At 62.9% G+C, this 17,222-nt stretch carries 15 protein-coding genes; 4 read left to right on the forward strand and 11 right to left on the reverse strand.

The window, feature by feature from the left end; all coding sequences use genetic code 11:
- Positions 1-44 precede the first annotated feature (44 nt).
- The 7 genes from AKL28_RS11730 to AKL28_RS11760 form a co-directional block, all read right to left on the reverse strand.
- Positions 45-638 carry a TMEM175 family protein gene (locus AKL28_RS11730; protein WP_231602407.1) on the reverse strand — a complete coding sequence of 198 codons (594 nt, stop codon included), beginning with the start codon at positions 636-638 and terminating at the stop codon, positions 45-47.
- Positions 639-652: 14 nt separating this feature from the next.
- Positions 653-1,366, reverse strand: coding sequence for a YoaK family protein (locus tag AKL28_RS11735; RefSeq protein WP_050468325.1), 714 nt, complete (start codon positions 1,364-1,366; stop codon positions 653-655).
- Positions 1,363-1,800 (reverse strand): DoxX family protein, encoded by a 438-nt coding sequence (locus AKL28_RS11740; protein WP_050468388.1) that lies wholly within the window; start codon positions 1,798-1,800, stop codon positions 1,363-1,365. The genes AKL28_RS11735 and AKL28_RS11740 overlap by 4 nt, the downstream gene beginning before the upstream one ends.
- 27 nt (positions 1,801-1,827) lie before the next feature.
- The gene (locus tag AKL28_RS11745; RefSeq protein ID WP_050468326.1) at positions 1,828-3,723 is read right to left on the reverse strand and encodes an amidohydrolase; all 1,896 of its coding nucleotides are present in this window, start codon (positions 3,721-3,723) and stop codon (positions 1,828-1,830) included.
- A gap of 103 nt (positions 3,724-3,826) precedes the next feature.
- On the reverse strand, positions 3,827-4,099 hold the full coding sequence (locus tag AKL28_RS11750) for a XapX domain-containing protein (RefSeq protein ID WP_050468327.1): 273 nt from the start codon (positions 4,097-4,099) through the stop codon (positions 3,827-3,829).
- A gap of 70 nt (positions 4,100-4,169) precedes the next feature.
- On the reverse strand, positions 4,170-4,862 hold the full coding sequence (locus AKL28_RS11755) for a hydrolase (protein WP_050468328.1): 693 nt from the start codon (positions 4,860-4,862) through the stop codon (positions 4,170-4,172).
- A gap of 128 nt (positions 4,863-4,990) precedes the next feature.
- Complete coding sequence (locus tag AKL28_RS11760; protein WP_050468389.1) at positions 4,991-5,701, reverse strand: pirin family protein; 711 nt, start codon at positions 5,699-5,701, stop codon at positions 4,991-4,993.
- 164 nt (positions 5,702-5,865) lie between these two features.
- Here AKL28_RS11760 and AKL28_RS11765 point away from each other — a divergent pair, with 164 nt between their 5' ends.
- The gene (locus AKL28_RS11765; protein ID WP_050468329.1) at positions 5,866-6,801 is read left to right on the forward strand and encodes a LysR family transcriptional regulator; all 936 of its coding nucleotides are present in this window, start codon (positions 5,866-5,868) and stop codon (positions 6,799-6,801) included.
- A gap of 162 nt (positions 6,802-6,963) precedes the next feature.
- Here the strand turns inward: AKL28_RS11765 and aceB are convergent, their stop codons facing one another.
- Positions 6,964-8,550 carry a malate synthase A gene (gene aceB, locus AKL28_RS11770; RefSeq protein WP_050468330.1) on the reverse strand — a complete coding sequence of 529 codons (1,587 nt, stop codon included), beginning with the start codon at positions 8,548-8,550 and terminating at the stop codon, positions 6,964-6,966.
- Positions 8,551-8,747: 197 nt separating this feature from the next.
- Here aceB and AKL28_RS11775 point away from each other — a divergent pair, with 197 nt between their 5' ends.
- Positions 8,748-9,656 carry a LysR family transcriptional regulator gene (locus tag AKL28_RS11775; protein ID WP_050468331.1) on the forward strand — a complete coding sequence of 303 codons (909 nt, stop codon included), beginning with the start codon at positions 8,748-8,750 and terminating at the stop codon, positions 9,654-9,656.
- Between the two features lie 20 nt (positions 9,657-9,676).
- Here AKL28_RS11775 and AKL28_RS11780 read toward each other — a convergent pair whose 3' ends face one another.
- From AKL28_RS11780 to AKL28_RS11790, 3 genes are all read right to left on the reverse strand, one after another.
- Entirely contained in the window at positions 9,677-10,912 is a 1,236-nt protein-coding gene (locus tag AKL28_RS11780) for a serine hydrolase domain-containing protein (RefSeq protein ID WP_231602409.1), read from the reverse strand.
- Positions 10,913-11,115: 203 nt separating this feature from the next.
- The gene (locus AKL28_RS11785) at positions 11,116-12,726 is read right to left on the reverse strand and encodes a methyl-accepting chemotaxis protein (RefSeq protein ID WP_050468332.1); all 1,611 of its coding nucleotides are present in this window, start codon (positions 12,724-12,726) and stop codon (positions 11,116-11,118) included.
- Between the two features lie 252 nt (positions 12,727-12,978).
- Complete coding sequence (locus tag AKL28_RS11790) at positions 12,979-14,391, reverse strand: aminotransferase-like domain-containing protein (protein ID WP_050468333.1); 1,413 nt, start codon at positions 14,389-14,391, stop codon at positions 12,979-12,981.
- On the opposite strand from AKL28_RS11790, the gene AKL28_RS11795 reads away from it, so the two are divergent.
- Positions 14,377-15,861 (forward strand): hydroxymethylglutaryl-CoA reductase, degradative, encoded by a 1,485-nt coding sequence (locus AKL28_RS11795; protein WP_269432185.1) that lies wholly within the window; start codon positions 14,377-14,379, stop codon positions 15,859-15,861. The genes AKL28_RS11790 and AKL28_RS11795 overlap by 15 nt on opposite strands.
- Positions 15,862-15,931: 70 nt before the next feature.
- Positions 15,932-17,155, forward strand: a complete 1,224-nt coding sequence (locus AKL28_RS11800) for an ABC transporter substrate-binding protein (protein ID WP_156226305.1) — start codon at positions 15,932-15,934, stop codon at positions 17,153-17,155.
- Positions 17,156-17,222 lie beyond the last annotated feature (67 nt).

Raw genomic sequence — 17,222 nt, forward strand, 5'->3', positions numbered from 1 at the left:
TACTACTTGCAACGCATCAAACCGCCCTCGGCAGTTCATTGCCTTCATTGCCTTTCATCAGCCTGCTCCCGTAAATATCGTTCGATCCGCGCATCGGGGAAGAACCACAGCGCCGCCATCGCCGTCAGGATGGCAAACGCCGCGATGCTGCTGTAGAAGCTGACGCCGACGGCCAGCGCGTAGACCGGGAGGGACAACTTCCCTTTCAAATCCCGGCCGAGGGTGCGGGCCAGCGCGGAACCGTTCCCCTCCTCCGCAATGATGGTGCGCCCCAACGCCCAATAAGAAGCCGCGCACATGAACAGCACCAGCGCATACAAGGCAGTCGGCAAGGCCAGCAGGTCCGACTTCCCGGCCCATGTGGTGGCGATCGGGATCATCGTCAGCCAGAACAGCAGGTTCAGGTTGGCCCACATGATCTTGCCGTTGATGCCGCTGACCACCTGGAACAGATGGTGGTGATTGTTCCAGTAGATGCCGACGTAGATGAAGCTGAGCACATAGCCCAAAAAATGCGGGGCCTCCACACGCAGCCCGTTCCAGGTAAATTCGGCGGGGAGCTGGATCTGGTAGAGCATCAGCGTCAGGCTCACCGAAATGACGCCATCGCTAAAGGATTCGAGCCTGCCCTTGTTCATGGCCATCGCCCCCGTCAGATGAACAGCTTGCGGAAAGAAAGGCTCGCCAGGTACAACACGGCCAGCAAGAAAGGCAGCACGCTCCAGAACCCCATGTGCACGTAAAGCACCGCCCCCAGCAATGCCCCCAGGATGAAACCGGCCACGATGCTGCCGCTTTTCAGCAAGGCCAGCCCATTCTCGCGGCTGGGGATACGGACATAGTTGGAGAGGTCGATGCCGAACTGGGTGGTATTGCCGGTCATCATAGTGCTGGGACTGATGTGCTTGATCAGCGTCTTGCTTGCCGTATTGCGGATGGCCAGGGCGATCAGGCCCAATCCGCCCGTCACCGCCAGCGCAACGTCATCGGGATCGGAGAACGGTTCAAAGTACAGGCCCGCCAGCATGAACCCCGCCAGGAAGACCGCTTCCCCCACCAGCAGCCAGCCCAAGGTCGTGCCGGATTGGCTGCAACGGTCGATCCATATCTTGGTGAACATCACCGCGACGATGAACAGCGGGATGGCCCCGAGCTTGATCCATACGCCCGCCCCACCCTTGGCGAATACCGCGCCGGCTACCACCAGGTTGCCGGTCACGTGGGCCGTGAAAAAACCCAGCAAGGCAACGAAGCCGATGGTATCGATGGCGCCGGCGACGATCGTCAGGATCATGGGCGTCCGGCATTGCTCCCAAAAACCTTGCGGGTGCGCCACGGCCGGTTGCGCGTTGTCGATGGCGCTCATGCGGCCTCCTTCGCCTGGAGATCGAGCCAGGCCACCAGCAGGAAACCGCCTGCCAAACCCAAGTGCTCGAAAAAGGAATTGGCCGCCATGAAACGCTCCTGGCCCGCCGGCAGCATCCAGAAACGCAGCGCAATGAACGTGGCCAGCAAGGTGAAGCCGCCCAGCGCCAGCGCCCCCAGCCAGCGCAGCCGCCCGACGAGGATCAGCGCGGAGGCGCCCAGCTCCAGCACGATCACCAGCACCGCGAACACAGGTGCAGGCGCAAGGCCGAAATGGTTCATCTCGCCGATGGCTCCGGGAAAGTCGGTCAGCTTGACAAGCCCGCCCTGCAGATAGGCCGCACACAGGCCCAGATAGGCCAGCCATTGCAGCGCACGGCTGCCGAAAACCGGCCGTGCCAGCGCCGCCAGGCGGCCTTCGATAGCGGAATGCATGTGGTTGTTCATCTCGGTTCTCCTGTCTCAAGCCATCCAGCACGAACAACCCAGCGCGCCGAAAAATCCCTGCAAGTCGGACGCGGGAACGCTCGACGCCCAGGCCTTGGCATGGCCGTGCCCATGCAGGCCGCAGCTGGTGCCGCAGCCGCAGGCGGCCATGTTGCGCTGATGCGCGGGTTGCAGCGAGTTCCGGCCCGCGCCATCGGGTTCGCCCCAAGCTGCGTATCCCTTGAATGTGCGGGTGGGCGACCAGTCCGGCATGGCCGGCGGCAGCGGGTTGTCGTCCAGCGGACCGAACTCGCCCGCACCGTACACCACGCGTCCGCCCACCACCGTGAGGTCCGAGGTAAGGAAAGCGATCTCATCCTCGGGGATGCTGAAGTAGTCCTGGCTGGGCACGATGAAATCCGCCAGCTGGCCGGCTTCGATGCGCCCGCGCTGGCCTTCCTCGTTGGAAAACCAGGCCACGTTTTCCGTCCACATGCGCAGCGCGGTTTCGCGGTCGAGCAGATTGCGCTGCGGGTACAGGTTCATGCCGCCCACGGTCTTGCCGGTGACCATCCACGACAGCGAGACCCACGGGTTGTACGAGGCGACGCGCGTGGCATCGGTGCCGGCCGAGACCTTGACGCCGCGCTCCAGCATGCGCTTGATGGGCGGCGTAGCTTCGGCCGCCCGCGCGCCGTAGCGTTCGACGAAGTATTCGCCCTGGTAGGCCATCCGATGCTGCACGGCGATGCCGCCGCCCAGCGCGGCGATGCGGTCGATGGATTGGTCGGAGATGGTCTCGGCGTGGTCGAAGAACCAGTTCAGGCCCGTCAGCGGCGTGTCGCGGTGGACCTTCTCGAACACGTCGAGCGCGCGCGAAATGGTTTCATCGTAGGTGGCATGCAAGCGCCACGGCCACCGGTTCTGCGCCAGGATGCGCACCACCTCTTCCAGCTCGCCCTCCATCTCGGGCGGCATCTCCGGACGCGGCTGGCGGAAGTCCTCGAAGTCCGCGGCCGAGAACACCAGCATCTCGCCGGCGCCGTTGTGGCGGAAGTAATCGTTGCCCTGCTTGTATTTCACGCTTGAAGTCCAGTCGAGGAAATCCTGCTTTTCTTCCTTCGGTTTTTGCGTGAACAGGTTGTAGGCCAGGCGCACGGTCATCTGGCCTGCATCGGCCAGTTGCTGGATCACCTGATAGTCTTGCGGATAATTCTGGAAGCCGCCGCCCGCGTCGATCACGCCGGTCACGCCCAAACGGTTGAGTTCGCGCATGAAGTGGCGCGTGGAATTGACCTGGTACTCCAGCGGCAGCTTGGGCCCCTTGGCCAGCGTCGCGTAGAGGATCGACGCATTGGGCTTGGCCAGCAGCAGGCCGGTGGGATTGCCTGATGCATCCCGCATGATCTCGCCGCCGGGTGGCGCAGTCGTGTCCTTGGTGTAGCCCACGGCGCGCAGCGCGGCGCCGTTGAGCAATGCGCGGTCGTACAGGTGCAGCAGGAATACCGGCGTATCGGGCGCGATGGCATTGATCTCTTCCAGCGTAGGCAGGCGCTTTTCGACGAACTGGTGCTCGGTGAAGCCGCCCACCACGCGCACCCATTGCGGCGCCGGGGTGACGGCCACTTGCCGGCGCAGCATTTCCATCGCGTCGGCCAGGGAGCGCACGCCGTCCCAGCGCAGCTCCATGTTGTAGTTCAGGCCGCCGCGCACCACGTGGGTATGGTTGTCGAACAGGCCGGGCAGCACCTGCCGCCGCTTCAGGTTGACGACCCGCGTGCCGGCGCCGGCCAGCGCCAGCACTTCCTCGTCGGTGCCCACGGCCGTGAAGCGGCCGGCCTGGATGGCCAGCGCCGTGGCGACGGGCCGGCTGCGGTCCAGCGTAGTGATCCGGGCATTGTGAAAAATGATATCGGGTTGGGATTGGGACATGGCGAATCCTCCTGCGCAATACCCGTCATGCCTGCATGGGCTGGGATATTACGGCGGTTGGTGATTGATCTGGGGCCTGCTCAGGTTCTGCAACTATTTCCGCTCACGCGGATTCTTTCCCGCCGCCGGGCGGCTGTTCCTTGCGTCCGGGCAGTTGGCCCAGCACATGCTCGGTGGCCTTGGTCTGTGCGCAGGCGGTGTCGAAGGCCGTGCCGCGCAACAGTTGCTTGCCGACCGGAATGACCTGCTCGCCCAGCAAGATTCCCAACAGGCCCACCAGCGCCACCAGCGGCGGCGCCGGAGAGCGCACGTTGAGCAAGCTGTAGACGATGCCGACCAACAGGCCGGCGCCGAGTGACATCACGTAGAGTTTCATGGCGGCTCCTTCCGTTCTGAAGTAATGGCGCCCGTGGCCGGCCATATGCACGGCAAGCCACGGGTCAATATTATTTGGCCGGATTGGGGCCGATGCGCTCGCCGTGCTGCACGCGCTCTTCCGCCTTGTGCACCATGGTGTAAGCATAGTCCACACCCATGCCATAGGCGCCAGAATGTTCCCGCACAATATTCATCACCGCGTCGTAGGTGCCGCGGCGCGCCCAGTCGCGCTGCCATTCCAGCAACACCTGCTGCCAGGTCACGGGCACGGCGCCGGCCTGCACCATGCGGTCCATCGCATAGTTGTGCGCATCCAGCGAAGTGCCGCCCGAGGCATCGGCCACCATGTAGATCTCATAGTCGGTGTCATGCATTGCCGACAAGGCAAACGTGGTGTTGCATACCTCGGTCCACAGGCCCGAGACGATGATCTTCTTGCGGCCCTGGGCGGCATTCGCGGCCAGCGAATCGCGCACGTTCTGGTCGTCCCAGGAGTTCATCGAGGTACGTTCGAGGATCTTGTGTTCCGGGAACACGGCCAGCAGTTCCGGATAGGTGTGGCCCGAGAAGCTCTCGGTCTCGACCGTGGTGATCGTGGTCGGGATATTGAATGCCTTGGCCGCCTTGGCCAGGCCCACGACATTGTTCTTCAGGACCTGGCGGTCGATGGACTGTACGCCAAAGGCCATCTGCGGCTGCTGGTCGATGAAGATGATCTGGCTGTTCTGCGGTGTCAGGACTTCGAGGTATTTGCTGGACATGGTCTCTTCCTTTACTGGATGAATGGGATAAAAGCGGCGGGTATGCGTTGGGCAAGGGGCTGCCGCATAAGGCCCCCGCCTTCGATCGGGTGAAGCGTTGAAAATCGGTTGAATCCGTTGCCTGCCCGTCAAGCCAGACCGGCGGCATCGACCAGCACCAGTTCTGCATCCTCGCTGGCGGTGACGGCAATCTCCGACTCGCCGTGGATGGCCACGCCATCCTGGGCTTCCAGCGGCACGCCGTTGATGTCGGCGCGGCCCTTGGCCAGCACCAGGTAACCGTAGCGGCCGGTATCGGCAAAGCGGTATGACACGGTTTCGCCGGCCTTGACCACGGTGCCCAGCACCCGGGCATCGGCACGGATCGGCAAGGCATCCTCGTCGTCATTGGCGCCGCTGGCCAGCGTCACGAAACGGCACGCGCGCTCATCCTTGGGAAACGGCTTGGTCCCCCAGGACGGCAATGCACCTTGCTGGCTGGGCAGAATCCAGATCTGGAAGATGCGTGCGACCCCAGGCTCCAGGTTGTATTCGGAATGGCGGATGCCCGTGCCCGCGCTCACCACCTGCACATCGCCGGCCGCCGTGCGGCCCAGGTTGCCCAGGCTGTCCTTGTGGGTGATGGCGCCTTCGCGCACATAGGTGATGATTTCCATGTCGGCCTGCGGCTGGGGGAGGAAACCGGAACCGGGCGCAATCGTGTCGTCGTTCCAGGCCCGCAGCACGCCCCAGTGCATGCGCCGGGGATCGTTGTATTGGGCGAAGGAAAAATGCCGCTTCGAATCAAGCCAGTCATGACGGGCTGTACCCAGGCTGCCGAAAGGACGACGTTCGATCATGGTTTGCTCCGCTGCTTGGTGAGTGACGATGGAGGCAGTGTAGGAGCCGGCGACCACGCTGAGAAGATAAGAAATGGAATTCCATTCTTTCCTTTTTTGACGTACATTCGCGGCTGGCTACCTCCCCCGAAGTACCTTGCAATGGTGTTTTCCCAAAGGCCGATATGAATAAACTGCCAGACCTGGAAGCATGGGCAATCTTTGCCAAGGTCGCTGAAACCGGCTCGTTTGCGCGCACTGCGGATGAGTTTTCGCTGTCCCAGGCCACCGTGTCCAAAGCCATTTCACGGCTGGAAGCGCGCATGAAGACCACACTGTTCCACCGCACTTCGCGCCGCATCTCGCTGACCGCGAACGGTTATGCGGCGCTGGAGCACGCTACGCGCATCCTCGAGGAAGGCTTGGCCGTGGAAGCCGAGGTGGCCGAGCAATCCACCAGCCTGCGTGGGGTAATACGGCTGTCCGCTCCGATGTCGTTCGGTATCGCCAGGCTGGCGCCGGCACTACCCGGCTTTTTGCAAGCGCACCCCGACGTGGAACTGGACGTGCAGTTCAACGACAAACAGGTAGACCTGGTGGGAGACCGTTTCGACCTGGCCTTGCGGATCGCCAACCTGGTGGACTCCAGCCTGTTGGCTCGCCAGCTGTGCAAGGTGCGGATTCTGCTCGTCGGCTCGCCCGCCTACTTCGAACGCCACGGCCGGCCACACCATCCCCGCGACCTGGCGCAGCACAAGGCACTGCAATACAGCTATGCGCGCAACGGCACGCATTGGCGCTTCAAGCATCCGCGGCATGGCGAATTCACCCAGTCGATGGCCGTGCAGATGCAGGCCAACAATGCCGAAGCCTTGACGCCTGCGCTGCTGGCCGGCCTGGGCGTGGCGCTGCAGCCGGCCTTCCTGGTCTGGCAGGAGCTGCAGTCGAATCAATTGGAAGTGGTCATGGAAGACTGGCAGGTGGAGCCGATCGCGTTGCATATCGTGACGCCGCCGGGGCGCAACCGCCCCGCGCGCGTGCAGGCTCTGATTGAACACCTGATGGAATCGTTTTCCAACGAACCGTGGGCCGGCGTGGCGGAACTGACGGATCGCTCCTGATTGGCTACGACGGGGATGGCTTTTAGCTTGCCATCCGCCAAACTAAAAGGGCCGGATCCTGTGCAATACAGGATCCAGCCCAACCGGCATCACACAGTAAATTCTCCGGGAATTTTCCTTCCAATGCAGTAACCGGCCGCAGCCGGCACCGCATTGCAACGCTTAGATTTCCTCGTACAGCGGCAGCGTCAGGAATTCGGCAAAGGTCTCCGAAGTCGACATCTCTTCGAAGATCTTGGCGGCGCGGTCGTAGGTCGGACCGTTGCCGGCGACTTCCTTCACCTTGACCAGCTCTTCCGGGATCATCGCGCGCACCATGTCGGCGGTGACCTTGCGGCCATCTTCCAGGTTGCCCTTGGCGCTGCGGATCCACTGCCACACCTGCGCACGGCTGATTTCGGCGGTCGCCGCGTCTTCCATCAGGTTGTGGATCGGCACGCAACCGTTGCCGGCCAGCCAGGCGCCCAGGTAGTGGATGCCGACGTTGATGTTATAGCGCAGGCCGGCTTCGGTGATCGGGGTCTCCGGCTGGAAGTTCAGCAGGTCGGCCGCCTTCACGTCGACATCAGGACGCTGCTTCTCGAACTGGTTGGGCTTGTCGCCCAGCACCGCGACGAATTCCTTCATCGACGGCTCGACCAGGCCCGGGTGAGCCACCCAGCCGCCGTCGTAACCGTCGGTGGCGTCGCGGCGCTTGTCGTTGATGATGCCTTGCATGGCGATGGCGTTCTTTTCCGGATCGTTCTTGATCGGGATCAGCGCGCTCATGCCGCCGATGGCCGGTGCGCCGCGCTTGTGGCAGGTCTTCAGCAGCAGCAGTGCGTAGGCGCGCATGAACGGCGCGGTCATGGTGACCTTGGCGCGGTCGGCCAGGCAGAAGTCCTTGTCGTTCTTGAACTTCTTGATGCAGGAGAAGATGTAGTCCCAGCGGCCGGCGTTCAGGCCCGAGCTGTGCTCGCGCAGTTCGTACAGGATTTCTTCCATCTCGAAGGCGGCGGTGATGGTCTCGATCAGCACGGTGGCCTTGATGGTGCCCTGCGGCAGGCCGATCTCGTTTTGCGCCATCACGAAGATGTCGTTCCACAGGCGCGCTTCCAGGTGCGATTCCATCTTCGGCAGGTAGAAGTACGGGCCGGCGCCGCGTGCCAGCTGTTCCTTGGCATTGTGGAACAGGAACAGCGCGAAGTCGAAGATACCGCCGGAGATGCGCTTGCCGTCGATGGTGACGTGCTTCTCATCCAGATGCCAGCCGCGCGGACGCACCACCAGGGTGGCGATCTTGTCGTTGAGCTTATAGCTCTTGCCGTTGGATTCCAGCGAGATGGTGCGGCGGATGGCGTCGAACAGGTTGATCTGGCCGCTGACCTGGTTGTCCCATACCGGCGAGTTGGAATCCTCGAAGTCGGTCATGTAGCTGTCGGCGCCCGAGTTGAAGGCGTTGATGACCATCTTGCGCTCGACCGGGCCGGTGATTTCCACGCGACGGCACTTCAGCGCTTCAGGGATCGGGGCGATCTTCCAGTCGCCGGTGCGGATGCTTTCGGTTTCCTTCAGGAAGTCCGGACGCTCGCCGGCGTCCAGGCGCTTGACGCGCTCCACGCGCGCGGCCAGCAGTTCCTTGCGGCGGCCTTCGAAGGCGCGCGACAGCTTGGCGACCAGCGACAGCGCTTCGAAGGTCAGGATGTTCTCGTAACCCGGCTTGATTTCACCGGAAATTTCCATGCCGGCGGGCAGCTTCAATTGCGTCATGCTGGACTCCTCAAAAAGAAAAGAAAAACGTTCGAATTGTGCCTGACGGGCAGCCCTTTAGCTGCATTGCATCAGGAATGTTATGTACGCAGTATATTTAAACTAAATCGATATGAGTGACACGTTTTATCAATTTATCTTTGCGTTTTAGTCACAAGTGAGCCGATAATCCCTGTCATCCGTTTTGAGGCCTTGCCATGGACCAGTTCAAGCAGATTTCCACCTTCGCCGAGGTCGCCGCGCGCGGCAGCCTGTCGGCCGCCGCCCGCGCCGAAGGCATCGCCCCCGCCATGATCGGCCGCCGGCTCGATGCCCTGGAAGAACGGCTGGGCGTCAAGTTGCTGCAGCGCACGACGCGCAAGATCGCGCTGACCAACGAGGGCGCCGCCTTTCTGGAAGATTGCCAGCGCATCCTGGCCGACCTGGAAGACGCGGAATCGGCGGTTTCCGAGCGCAGTGCGCGCGCCAGCGGCGACTTGCTGATCTCGGCCCCGGCCGGCTTCGGCCGCCAGCACGTGGCGCCGCTGGTGCCCTCTTTCCTGGCCGAACATCGCGATGTCACGCTCACGCTCAACCTCAACGACCGCATTGCCGACGTCATCGGCGAAGGTATCGATGTCGCCATCCGCATCGCCACCCTGACCGACTCCAACCTGGTCAGCGTCAAGCTGGCCGGCAACGACCGGGTGATCGTCGCAGCGCCTGCCTACCTGCGCCGCCACGGCACGCCGCAAACCCCGGACGAGCTGGCGCGCCACAACTGCCTGGCCATCAGCAGCGAAGGCAGCCAGCGCGGCTGGACGCTCAAGCAATCCGGCAAGGTCAGCGTGTTCAAGGTGGGCGGCAACATGGTCTGCAACGATGGCGAGGTGCTGCACAACTGGGCGCTCAACGGGAAAGGCCTGGCCTGGCGTTCGATGTGGGAAGTCGGCGCCGCCATCGAAGCCGGCGAACTGGTCACGGTGCTCGACAAGTTCGCGGCCCCCGCCCCATCCATCTACGCCGTGTTCGCCCAGCGCCGCCACCTGCCGCTGCGCATCCGCGCCTTCGTCGATTTTTTGCGGCATGCCTATGCGCAGCCGGATTACTGGAAAAGAAGCGCCTGATTCAATACGCTTTCGCGGCCTCACCAGTTTCCATATTCGGCCACGATCCCGCGCAACAACGCATCGCGCTCCAGGCCAAAGTGATTGCCGCTGGCATCGCCGGAAGCATCCTTGCCGACGCCGGTATGCACAACCACCAGCTTCAGGTCGGGATCGACGAAGATGGCCTGGCCGTAGATGCCCAGCAAGGCGAAACGGCGATGGCTGCCCGGCATGATCCAGGTTTGCAGGCCGTAGCCGAAGTAAGTGCTGCCATGGCTATCGACCATGGAGCCGGGCCGGAAAGCCTGCGGCTGGTGCGATGCATCGGTCATGTCCAGCAGATGCTCGCGGCTGATCACCGCCTGCCCGCGCACCACGCCATCCGCAGCCAGCATCATGCCCAGGCGGGCGTAGTCGTAGACCGTCGCATTAAAACCGCCGGCGGCGCGCGCGACCGAATCCACGGGATTGAGCAGCCACGACGAAGCGGCCTGCGCACCGATCGGTTTCCATATTTTTTCACCGATCCAGGCGCACAGGGTTTTCTTGGTCGCGGCCTCCAATACCAGGCCCAGCACGGCAGTCTGCGCCCCCTCGTAATTGAAATGCTCGCCCTCGGGATAGGCGCGCTCGGTGATGCCTTGTGCCGCCTGCAAGGTGCCCTGCTTGCGTATTGCGGCGACGAAGCGCGCCTGGTCGTCGTGGCCGGAATAGTCTTCCACAAAGCGCGCGCCGGACGCCATCCGCATCAGGTTGATGATGCGCGTGCCGCCATACAGCGTGCCGGACAGCGCCGGGACGTAGTCCTGCGCGCGGTCGTCGAGCGAGCGTATATGGCCCTCTTCCAACGCCTTCATGAGGCCCAGCGCGACGATGGTCTTGGCCATGGAATTGGAGAGCATGCGCATTTGCGCAGTGCGTCCATAGTTGTAGCGCTCGGCGACGATACGCCCATCCTTGATCACCACCACCGCGGTAGCACGCTGGTGCTGCATGTAATCATCCAGCGAGTAAAAGCCGCCGCGAAAACGGTAATGGAACTGGGTCTGGCTCGCCGGCTTTTCCAATGGAAGCGGATCGTCCGACGGCGCCTGCGCGCATGAAGGGTCGATGCTGTCCATTGCACTGAAGGAGCCGACCATATAGCGTTGCTGGTAGGCTTGCGCCATGTTGGCGCCAACCGGATAGCCGGCATCGCGGTTCAACACGTCTTCATCCGGCGCGGCTGCGGCCGTTGCCGCTGCCAGCAGCGCCGGCAAGGCATATCCCAGCAAGTGTATCCAGCCCCTCGTCTTCGTCTGTGTGGCATCTTCTTTCAACGCTGTCCTCCCGTGTTTTTCTGATTCAAATGTCGTTGCAGGCCAGTGATGATGGCAAGGCGTGCTGACAAACGACTGACGCGTAGCTGACATGAACTCCCGACGTAAAAATGGCATCCATACGGATGCCATTTTCGATCCTGCTTGCAGTCGCCAAACTACCTCACCAGTTTGGCCGATGCCGGCGTAATGTCGATCTCGCGCCGCCCGGGTTGCTCGCCCGGATGCAACGTGAACACGCTGACCAGGCGCGCCAGCGTGTCGGCCTGGTTCTGCATCGAAGCTGCCGCGGCAGCAGCCTGCTCCACCAGTGCCGCGTTCTGTTGCGTGACCTGATCCATCTGCGTGATGGCGTGGTTGACTTGTTCGATGCCGGTAGTCTGCTCGGCGCTGGCGGCGCTGATCTCGGACACGATGTCGGTCACGCGTCGCACGCTGTTGACGACCTCGTTCATGGTGGCGCCGGCCTGCTCGACCAGGCGGCTGCCGTTGCCGACTTTTTCCACCGAGTCGTTGATCAGCTCCTTGATCTCCTTGGCGGCCGATGCCGAGCGCTGCGCCAGCGAGCGCACCTCCGACGCCACCACCGCAAAGCCGCGGCCCTGCTCGCCGGCACGCGCGGCTTCCACCGCTGCATTCAACGCCAGGATGTTGGTCTGGAACGCGATGCCGTCGATCACGCTGATGATGTCCACGATCTTCCTGGACGACTCGTTGATCGCCCCCATGGTGTCGACCACCTGGCTCACCACACCGCCGCCCTGCTCCGCCACGGCCGAGGCGGACACCGCCAGTTGGCTGGCCTGGCGCGCATTGTCGGCGTTCTGGCGCACGGTGGAAATCAGTTCTTCCATCGCCGATGCGGTTTCTTCCAGCGAGCTGGCCTGCTCTTCGGTGCGCGAGGAAAGGTCGAGGTTGCCTGCAGCGATCTCGGCCGATGCGGTGGTGATCGTATCGGTGCCGCTGCGCACGTTGCTGACGATGCCGCGCAGGCTGTGGTTCATGTCCTTGAGCGATTGCAGCAGCTGGCCGGTCTCATCCCGAGATTTCACCGACACATCGCTGGAGAGGTCGCCTTCGGCCACGCGGCGCGAGATGTTGACAGCGGTGCCCAGCGGACGTGTGATGCCCAGCGTCAGGATGCGTGCGCAGACGATGCCCAGCAGCAGGATCAGGCCTTCCAGCGCGATGATCAAGGTGCGGCTCTTGTCGGCGATGGCATCGATCTCCTTGGCGGTATCGTCGATTTCCGTGCGCTGCAATTCCATCAACTGGCGCATGGTGTCCTGGTAAGCCACCGAGGCCGGCACGAAAATCTTGTCAAGGATGCGCGTCGCCTCGTCCACGTCGCCCGCCGCCTTGGCCTTGTTGATCTCGTCGCGCGAAGAAAGGTAGACCTTGCGGTATTCGCCGATCTTCTGGAACAGGGCTTTCTCTTGCGGCGAGCTGAGCAGCGCCTCAACCTTCTTCTGGTATTCGCCCGAACTCTTGGACGATGCCGCCGCCTCTTCAGCGAAATACGGGCCCAGCGCAGGATCGTTGCTCTTGGCGATGGCGATGGTGCGGCGGATCCCGCTGGCGAGGTTGGCATACCAGTCGGCGATCAGCCGCTCCGTCATCAGCGGCGTGCTCATCATTTCCCGCGTGGCGGCCGATACGTTCTGGAGGCGCCAGACGCCGATGCCAGCAATGACGATGGAGAAAGCCAGGATAAGGGCGAAGCCGGCCGTGAGGCGCTTGCCGATTTTCATGTTGCCGAGGATATTCATTTCTTTCAGTCCCAAATACCGGCACCCGTGCCGATGCATTTTTAGTTGTTCGAGTTTTGTTATTTTTTCTACTGTTGACTGCTGCCGGATATCCCGGCAGCAACGTTGCACTATGGCATGCCACCTGTACAGGAACAAGAAAGCTAAGCGAAGAACAAACGCAGATTGCGCCTCTACTTCGCAAATGGATCAAATCGGCTGCAACAATGTATCCATGCTGCGGGATTCATTGAAATTCTGCCAATCTCCCCCTTAGGACTGACTCAGCAATTCAGGCATCGCACGCAGGAAGCGCTCGTCCCCCAGCAACCCCACATTAAAACGCGACCAAGCCACCGTTTCTTCAGTATCGAGACGGAAGATGCTGCCTGGTGCCAGCACGATATTGCGTGCCATCAGCCCTTGCGCCAACTGCTTGGCGTCCGCGAATTGCGGAAAGCGCGCCCACAGATACATCGATTGCTGCGGCGTGCAGAACAGCTCGGCACCGAGCTGTTCCAGCAGGTGGAGCGCATGCTCGGTGGCATGCGTGAGGCGGTCGCGCAGACGCGCGGTATGGCGGCTGAAGTGGCCGTCGGAGAGGATCACATCCAGCGTGCGCTCGCAGTATTCGGAACTGCTCACATGCACCAGCATCTTGATGTCGGCCAGGTCGCTGGCGAGGTCGCGATGGCAGGCGATGAAGCCCACGCGCAACGCTGCCGACACCGACTTGGAGAAGCTGCCGATATAGATCGTGCGCCGCAGTTGGTCCAGCGTGGAGATGCGCGCGGCGGTGGCCGGCTTGAAGTCGGCGAAGGCATCGTTCTCGACGATGATCGCGTTGTAGCGGTCGGCCAGTTGCAGGATCTTGTGCGCCTTGTGCGGCGAGGTGTCGGAAGCGGTCGGGTTGTGCGCCAGCGACTGCGTGAAGAACAGCGGCGGCTTGCCCGGCTGCCTACCCGGTTGACTGAGCTCGCGCTCCAGCGCCTCCACATCCGGCCCATCGGCCAGGCGCGGAATGCCCACGATGCGCGCACCGGACAATTTCAGTTTGCCGTACAACATGTAGTAGCCCGGCTCATCCACCAGCACACGGTCGCCGGGGCGGATGAAATTGCGGATCACGATGTCCAGCGCCTGGTTGGCGCCGTGGGTCAGCACGATCTGCCCGGTGGCCGCCTCGATGCCATGCTGCGCCAGCTTGTGCGACAGGTGCTGCCGCAATGGCAGGTATCCGAAGCGGCTGCCATAGCCGAACAGCGCGCCGATGCCGGTGCGCACCACCTTCTGGTGGAACTTGTCCAGGCGCACATCATTGAGCCAATCCACCGGCGGGAACCCGTCGCCCAGGCGCAGGTGGCCGGGGTCGCTCTTCAACTGCTCGCGCATCAGCCACACCACATCCATCGCACGGCTCAGCGATCCCTCGTCATCGTCCTTGACCGGCGGCGGCGCCACGCAAACGAAGAAGCCGGAACCGCGGCGCGGTTCGGCCACGCCCAGCGCGGTGAGTTCGTCGAAGACATTGACGATGGTGTTCTTGGCGCAGTCGTGCCGTGCCGCCATTTCGCGGATCGACGGCAGGCGGCTGCCGGGCGGATAGATGCCTTCCTCGATCTGCTGGCGGATCAGTTGCACCAGCTTGCCGGTCAGCGTGCGGGGGCTGCGGTGTTCTGTGGACATGGTCTCTTCCGGTGTTTTTCTTGTTGCATCGCAAAGCAATTGTCTTGGGTACAGTTCCAGCACTGTTGGCATCAACTGTACCCATTTAAATTGGTACACACTGGTATTCTGCTCCAAATCCGGCCACCCCGCGACCTTCCCGGTCAAGCGAAAAAACATAAAGAGAGACAAGCACCCATGAGCACCGCCACCGATTCCCGCCTGCCCGGCTTCCGTTCCCTGACGCCCGAACAGCGCCTGGCCGAAGTGGCCCGCCTGGCCGGCCTCGACACCGCCGAACAGGCGCTGCTGTCCGATGCCGGGGCGCTGCCGCTGGCCACCGCCAACGGCATGATCGAGAACGTGGTCGGCACCTTCCAGCTACCGCTGGGCGTGGCCGGCTATTTCCAGTTGAACGGACGCGACGTGCTGGTGCCGATGGCAGTGGAAGAGCCTTCGGTAGTCGCCGCCGCTTCCTTCATGGCCAAGCTGATCCGCGAGTGCGGCGGCTTCCAGACCTCCAGCAGCGCGCCGCTGATGCGCGCCCAGATCCAGTTGATCGGCATCACCGACCCGCATGGCGCGCGCCTGGCCATCCTGAAGGAACGCCAGGCCATCATCGACATCGCCAACAGCCGCGACCAACTGCTCAACAAGCTCGGCGGCGGCTGCCGCGATATCGAGGTGCATGTCTTCCCGAATACCCGGCGCGGCGCCATGGTGGTCACCCATCTGATCGTCGACGTGCGCGACGCGATGGGCGCCAATACCGTCAACACCATGGCCGAGGCAGTAGCCCCGCATATCGAGAAGGTCACCGGCGGCAAGGTGCGCCTGCGCATCCTCTCCAACCTGGCCGACCTGCGCCTGGCGCGGGCGCGCGTGAAGGTTTCGGCCAAGGTATTGGGTACCGAACACTACAGCGGCGAGGAAGTGGTCAACGGCATCGTCGACGCCTACGAATTCGCCGCCGTCGATCCCTATCGTGCGGCCACGCACAACAAGGGCATCATGAACGGCATCGATCCGGTGATCGTCGCCACCGGCAACGACTGGCGCGCGGTGGAAGCCGGCGCGCACGCCTACGCCAGCCGCAACGGCCACTACACTTCGCTGACGCACTGGGAAATCGCTGCCGACGGCGACCTGGTCGGCACGCTGGAAATCCCGATGCCGGTCGGCCTGGTAGGCGGCGCCACCAAGACCCACCCGGTGGCGCGCGCGGCGCTGAAGATCCTCAAGGTGCAAAGCGCGCAGGAACTGGCCGAGGTCGCCGTGGCCGTGGGCCTGGCGCAGAACATGGCGGCGCTGCGCGCGCTGGCTACCGAAGGCATCCAGCGCGGCCACATGGCGCTGCATGCACGCAATATCGCGCTGGCGGCCGGCGCCAAGCCGGAAGAAATGGATTGGCTGGTACAGCAGATGGTGGCCAAGCACGATGTGCGCGTCGATTACGCCGCGCAACTGCTGGCGCAACAACGCGGGCAGTAAGCAAGTCAACTCAAAACATCACCCACGAGCCGCCCCAAGGCGGCCGATGAAAACCAAAGGAGACAGCACCATGAACCAGTCCATCCCACGCGGCCGATCGCTGCGCCTGCTGGCTTGCACGCTCGCCGTGACCGCGGCCTGTAGCGCCGCGCAAGCGCAGGTATCCAACGATGCCGTGCGCATCGGCTTCATCACCGACATGTCCGGCCCTTATGCCGATACCGACGGTACCGGCGGCCTGGAAGCGATCCGCATGGCGGTGGCCGACTATGGCGGCAAGGTGCTGGGCAAGCCCATCGAGATCATGTCGGCCGACCATCAGAACAAGGCCGACATCGCCGCCACCCGCGCGCGCGAATGGGCCGACGAGCGCGGCCTGGATATGCTGATCGGCGGCGTCAACTCGGCTACCGCGCTGTCGATGAACAAGGTGATGGCGGAGAAGAAACGCGTCTACATCAACATCGGCGCCGGCACTGCACGCCTGACCAACGAAGAATGCACGCCCTACACCGTGCACTATGAATACGACACCGTGGCGCTGGCCAAAGGCACCGGCCAGGCCGTGATCAAGCAAGGCGGCAAGACCTGGTTCTTCCTGGTGGCCGACTACGCCTTCGGCCATTCGCTGGCCAACGACACCAGCGCCGTGGTCAAGGCCAACGGCGGCACGGTGGTGGGTTCGGTCAAGCACCCGCCGCTCTCCTCCGACCTGTCGTCCTTCATGCTGCAGGCACAGGCCTCCAAGGCGCAGATCCTGGGGCTGGCCAACGCCGGCGAAGACACTGTCAACTCGATCAAGGCTGCCAAGGAATTCGGCGTCACCAAGAACATGAAACTGGTGGGCTTGCTGATGGTGATCAACGATATCCATGCGCTGGGCCTGGCCAATGCGGAAGGCCTGATGATGACCGACAGCTGGTACTGGGACAAGGATGAGCCTTCGCGCAAATTCGCCCAGCGCTTCTACCAGAAGATGAAGAAGATGCCGAGTACGCACCAGGCTGCGGCCTATTCCGCGACCACCACCTACCTGAAGGCCGTGGCGGCGGCCGGCACCGACGACTCGACCAAGGTCATGGCCGAGCTCAAGAAAATGAAGATCGACGACTTCTACAACAAGGGCTACATCCGCGCCGACGGCCGCAACATCCACGACATGTACCTGTACCAGGTGAAGTCGCCGTCCGAATCGAAGAAACCGTGGGACTACCTGAAGCTGCTGGAAACCATCCCCGGCGAACAGGCGTTCACCACCGTGGCGGAGTCGAAGTGCAGTTTGCTCAAGCAGTGATCTGAGCCTGAACCGCCGTTCTTCGACGCACGACAAACGTCACCGGGTCCCGGCCTGCGCCGGGACG

This window comes from Herbaspirillum chlorophenolicum, assembly GCF_001189955.1.
Classification (GTDB): domain Bacteria; phylum Pseudomonadota; class Gammaproteobacteria; order Burkholderiales; family Burkholderiaceae_D; genus Herbaspirillum; species Herbaspirillum chlorophenolicum.

Excerpts from the sequence above, each read along its gene's own strand:
- AKL28_RS11730 (WP_231602407.1), bottom strand. The coding sequence starts at position 638 with ATGAACAAGGGCAGGCTCGAATCCTTTAGCGATGGCGTCATTTCGGTG.
- AKL28_RS11735 (WP_050468325.1), bottom strand. The coding sequence starts at position 1,366 with ATGAGCGCCATCGACAACGCGCAACCGGCCGTGGCGCACCCGCAAGGT.
- AKL28_RS11740 (WP_050468388.1), bottom strand. The coding sequence starts at position 1,800 with ATGCATTCCGCTATCGAAGGCCGCCTGGCGGCGCTGGCACGGCCGGTT.
- AKL28_RS11745 (WP_050468326.1), bottom strand. The coding sequence starts at position 3,723 with ATGTCCCAATCCCAACCCGATATCATTTTTCACAATGCCCGGATCACT.
- AKL28_RS11750 (WP_050468327.1), bottom strand. The coding sequence starts at position 4,099 with ATGAAACTCTACGTGATGTCACTCGGCGCCGGCCTGTTGGTCGGCATC.
- AKL28_RS11755 (WP_050468328.1), bottom strand. The coding sequence starts at position 4,862 with ATGTCCAGCAAATACCTCGAAGTCCTGACACCGCAGAACAGCCAGATC.
- AKL28_RS11760 (WP_050468389.1), bottom strand. The coding sequence starts at position 5,701 with ATGATCGAACGTCGTCCTTTCGGCAGCCTGGGTACAGCCCGTCATGAC.
- AKL28_RS11765 (WP_050468329.1), top strand. The coding sequence starts at position 5,866 with ATGAATAAACTGCCAGACCTGGAAGCATGGGCAATCTTTGCCAAGGTC.
- aceB (WP_050468330.1), bottom strand. The coding sequence starts at position 8,550 with ATGACGCAATTGAAGCTGCCCGCCGGCATGGAAATTTCCGGTGAAATC.
- AKL28_RS11775 (WP_050468331.1), top strand. The coding sequence starts at position 8,748 with ATGGACCAGTTCAAGCAGATTTCCACCTTCGCCGAGGTCGCCGCGCGC.
- AKL28_RS11785 (WP_050468332.1), bottom strand. The coding sequence starts at position 12,726 with ATGAATATCCTCGGCAACATGAAAATCGGCAAGCGCCTCACGGCCGGC.
- AKL28_RS11790 (WP_050468333.1), bottom strand. The coding sequence starts at position 14,391 with ATGTCCACAGAACACCGCAGCCCCCGCACGCTGACCGGCAAGCTGGTG.
- AKL28_RS11800 (WP_156226305.1), top strand. The coding sequence starts at position 15,932 with ATGAACCAGTCCATCCCACGCGGCCGATCGCTGCGCCTGCTGGCTTGC.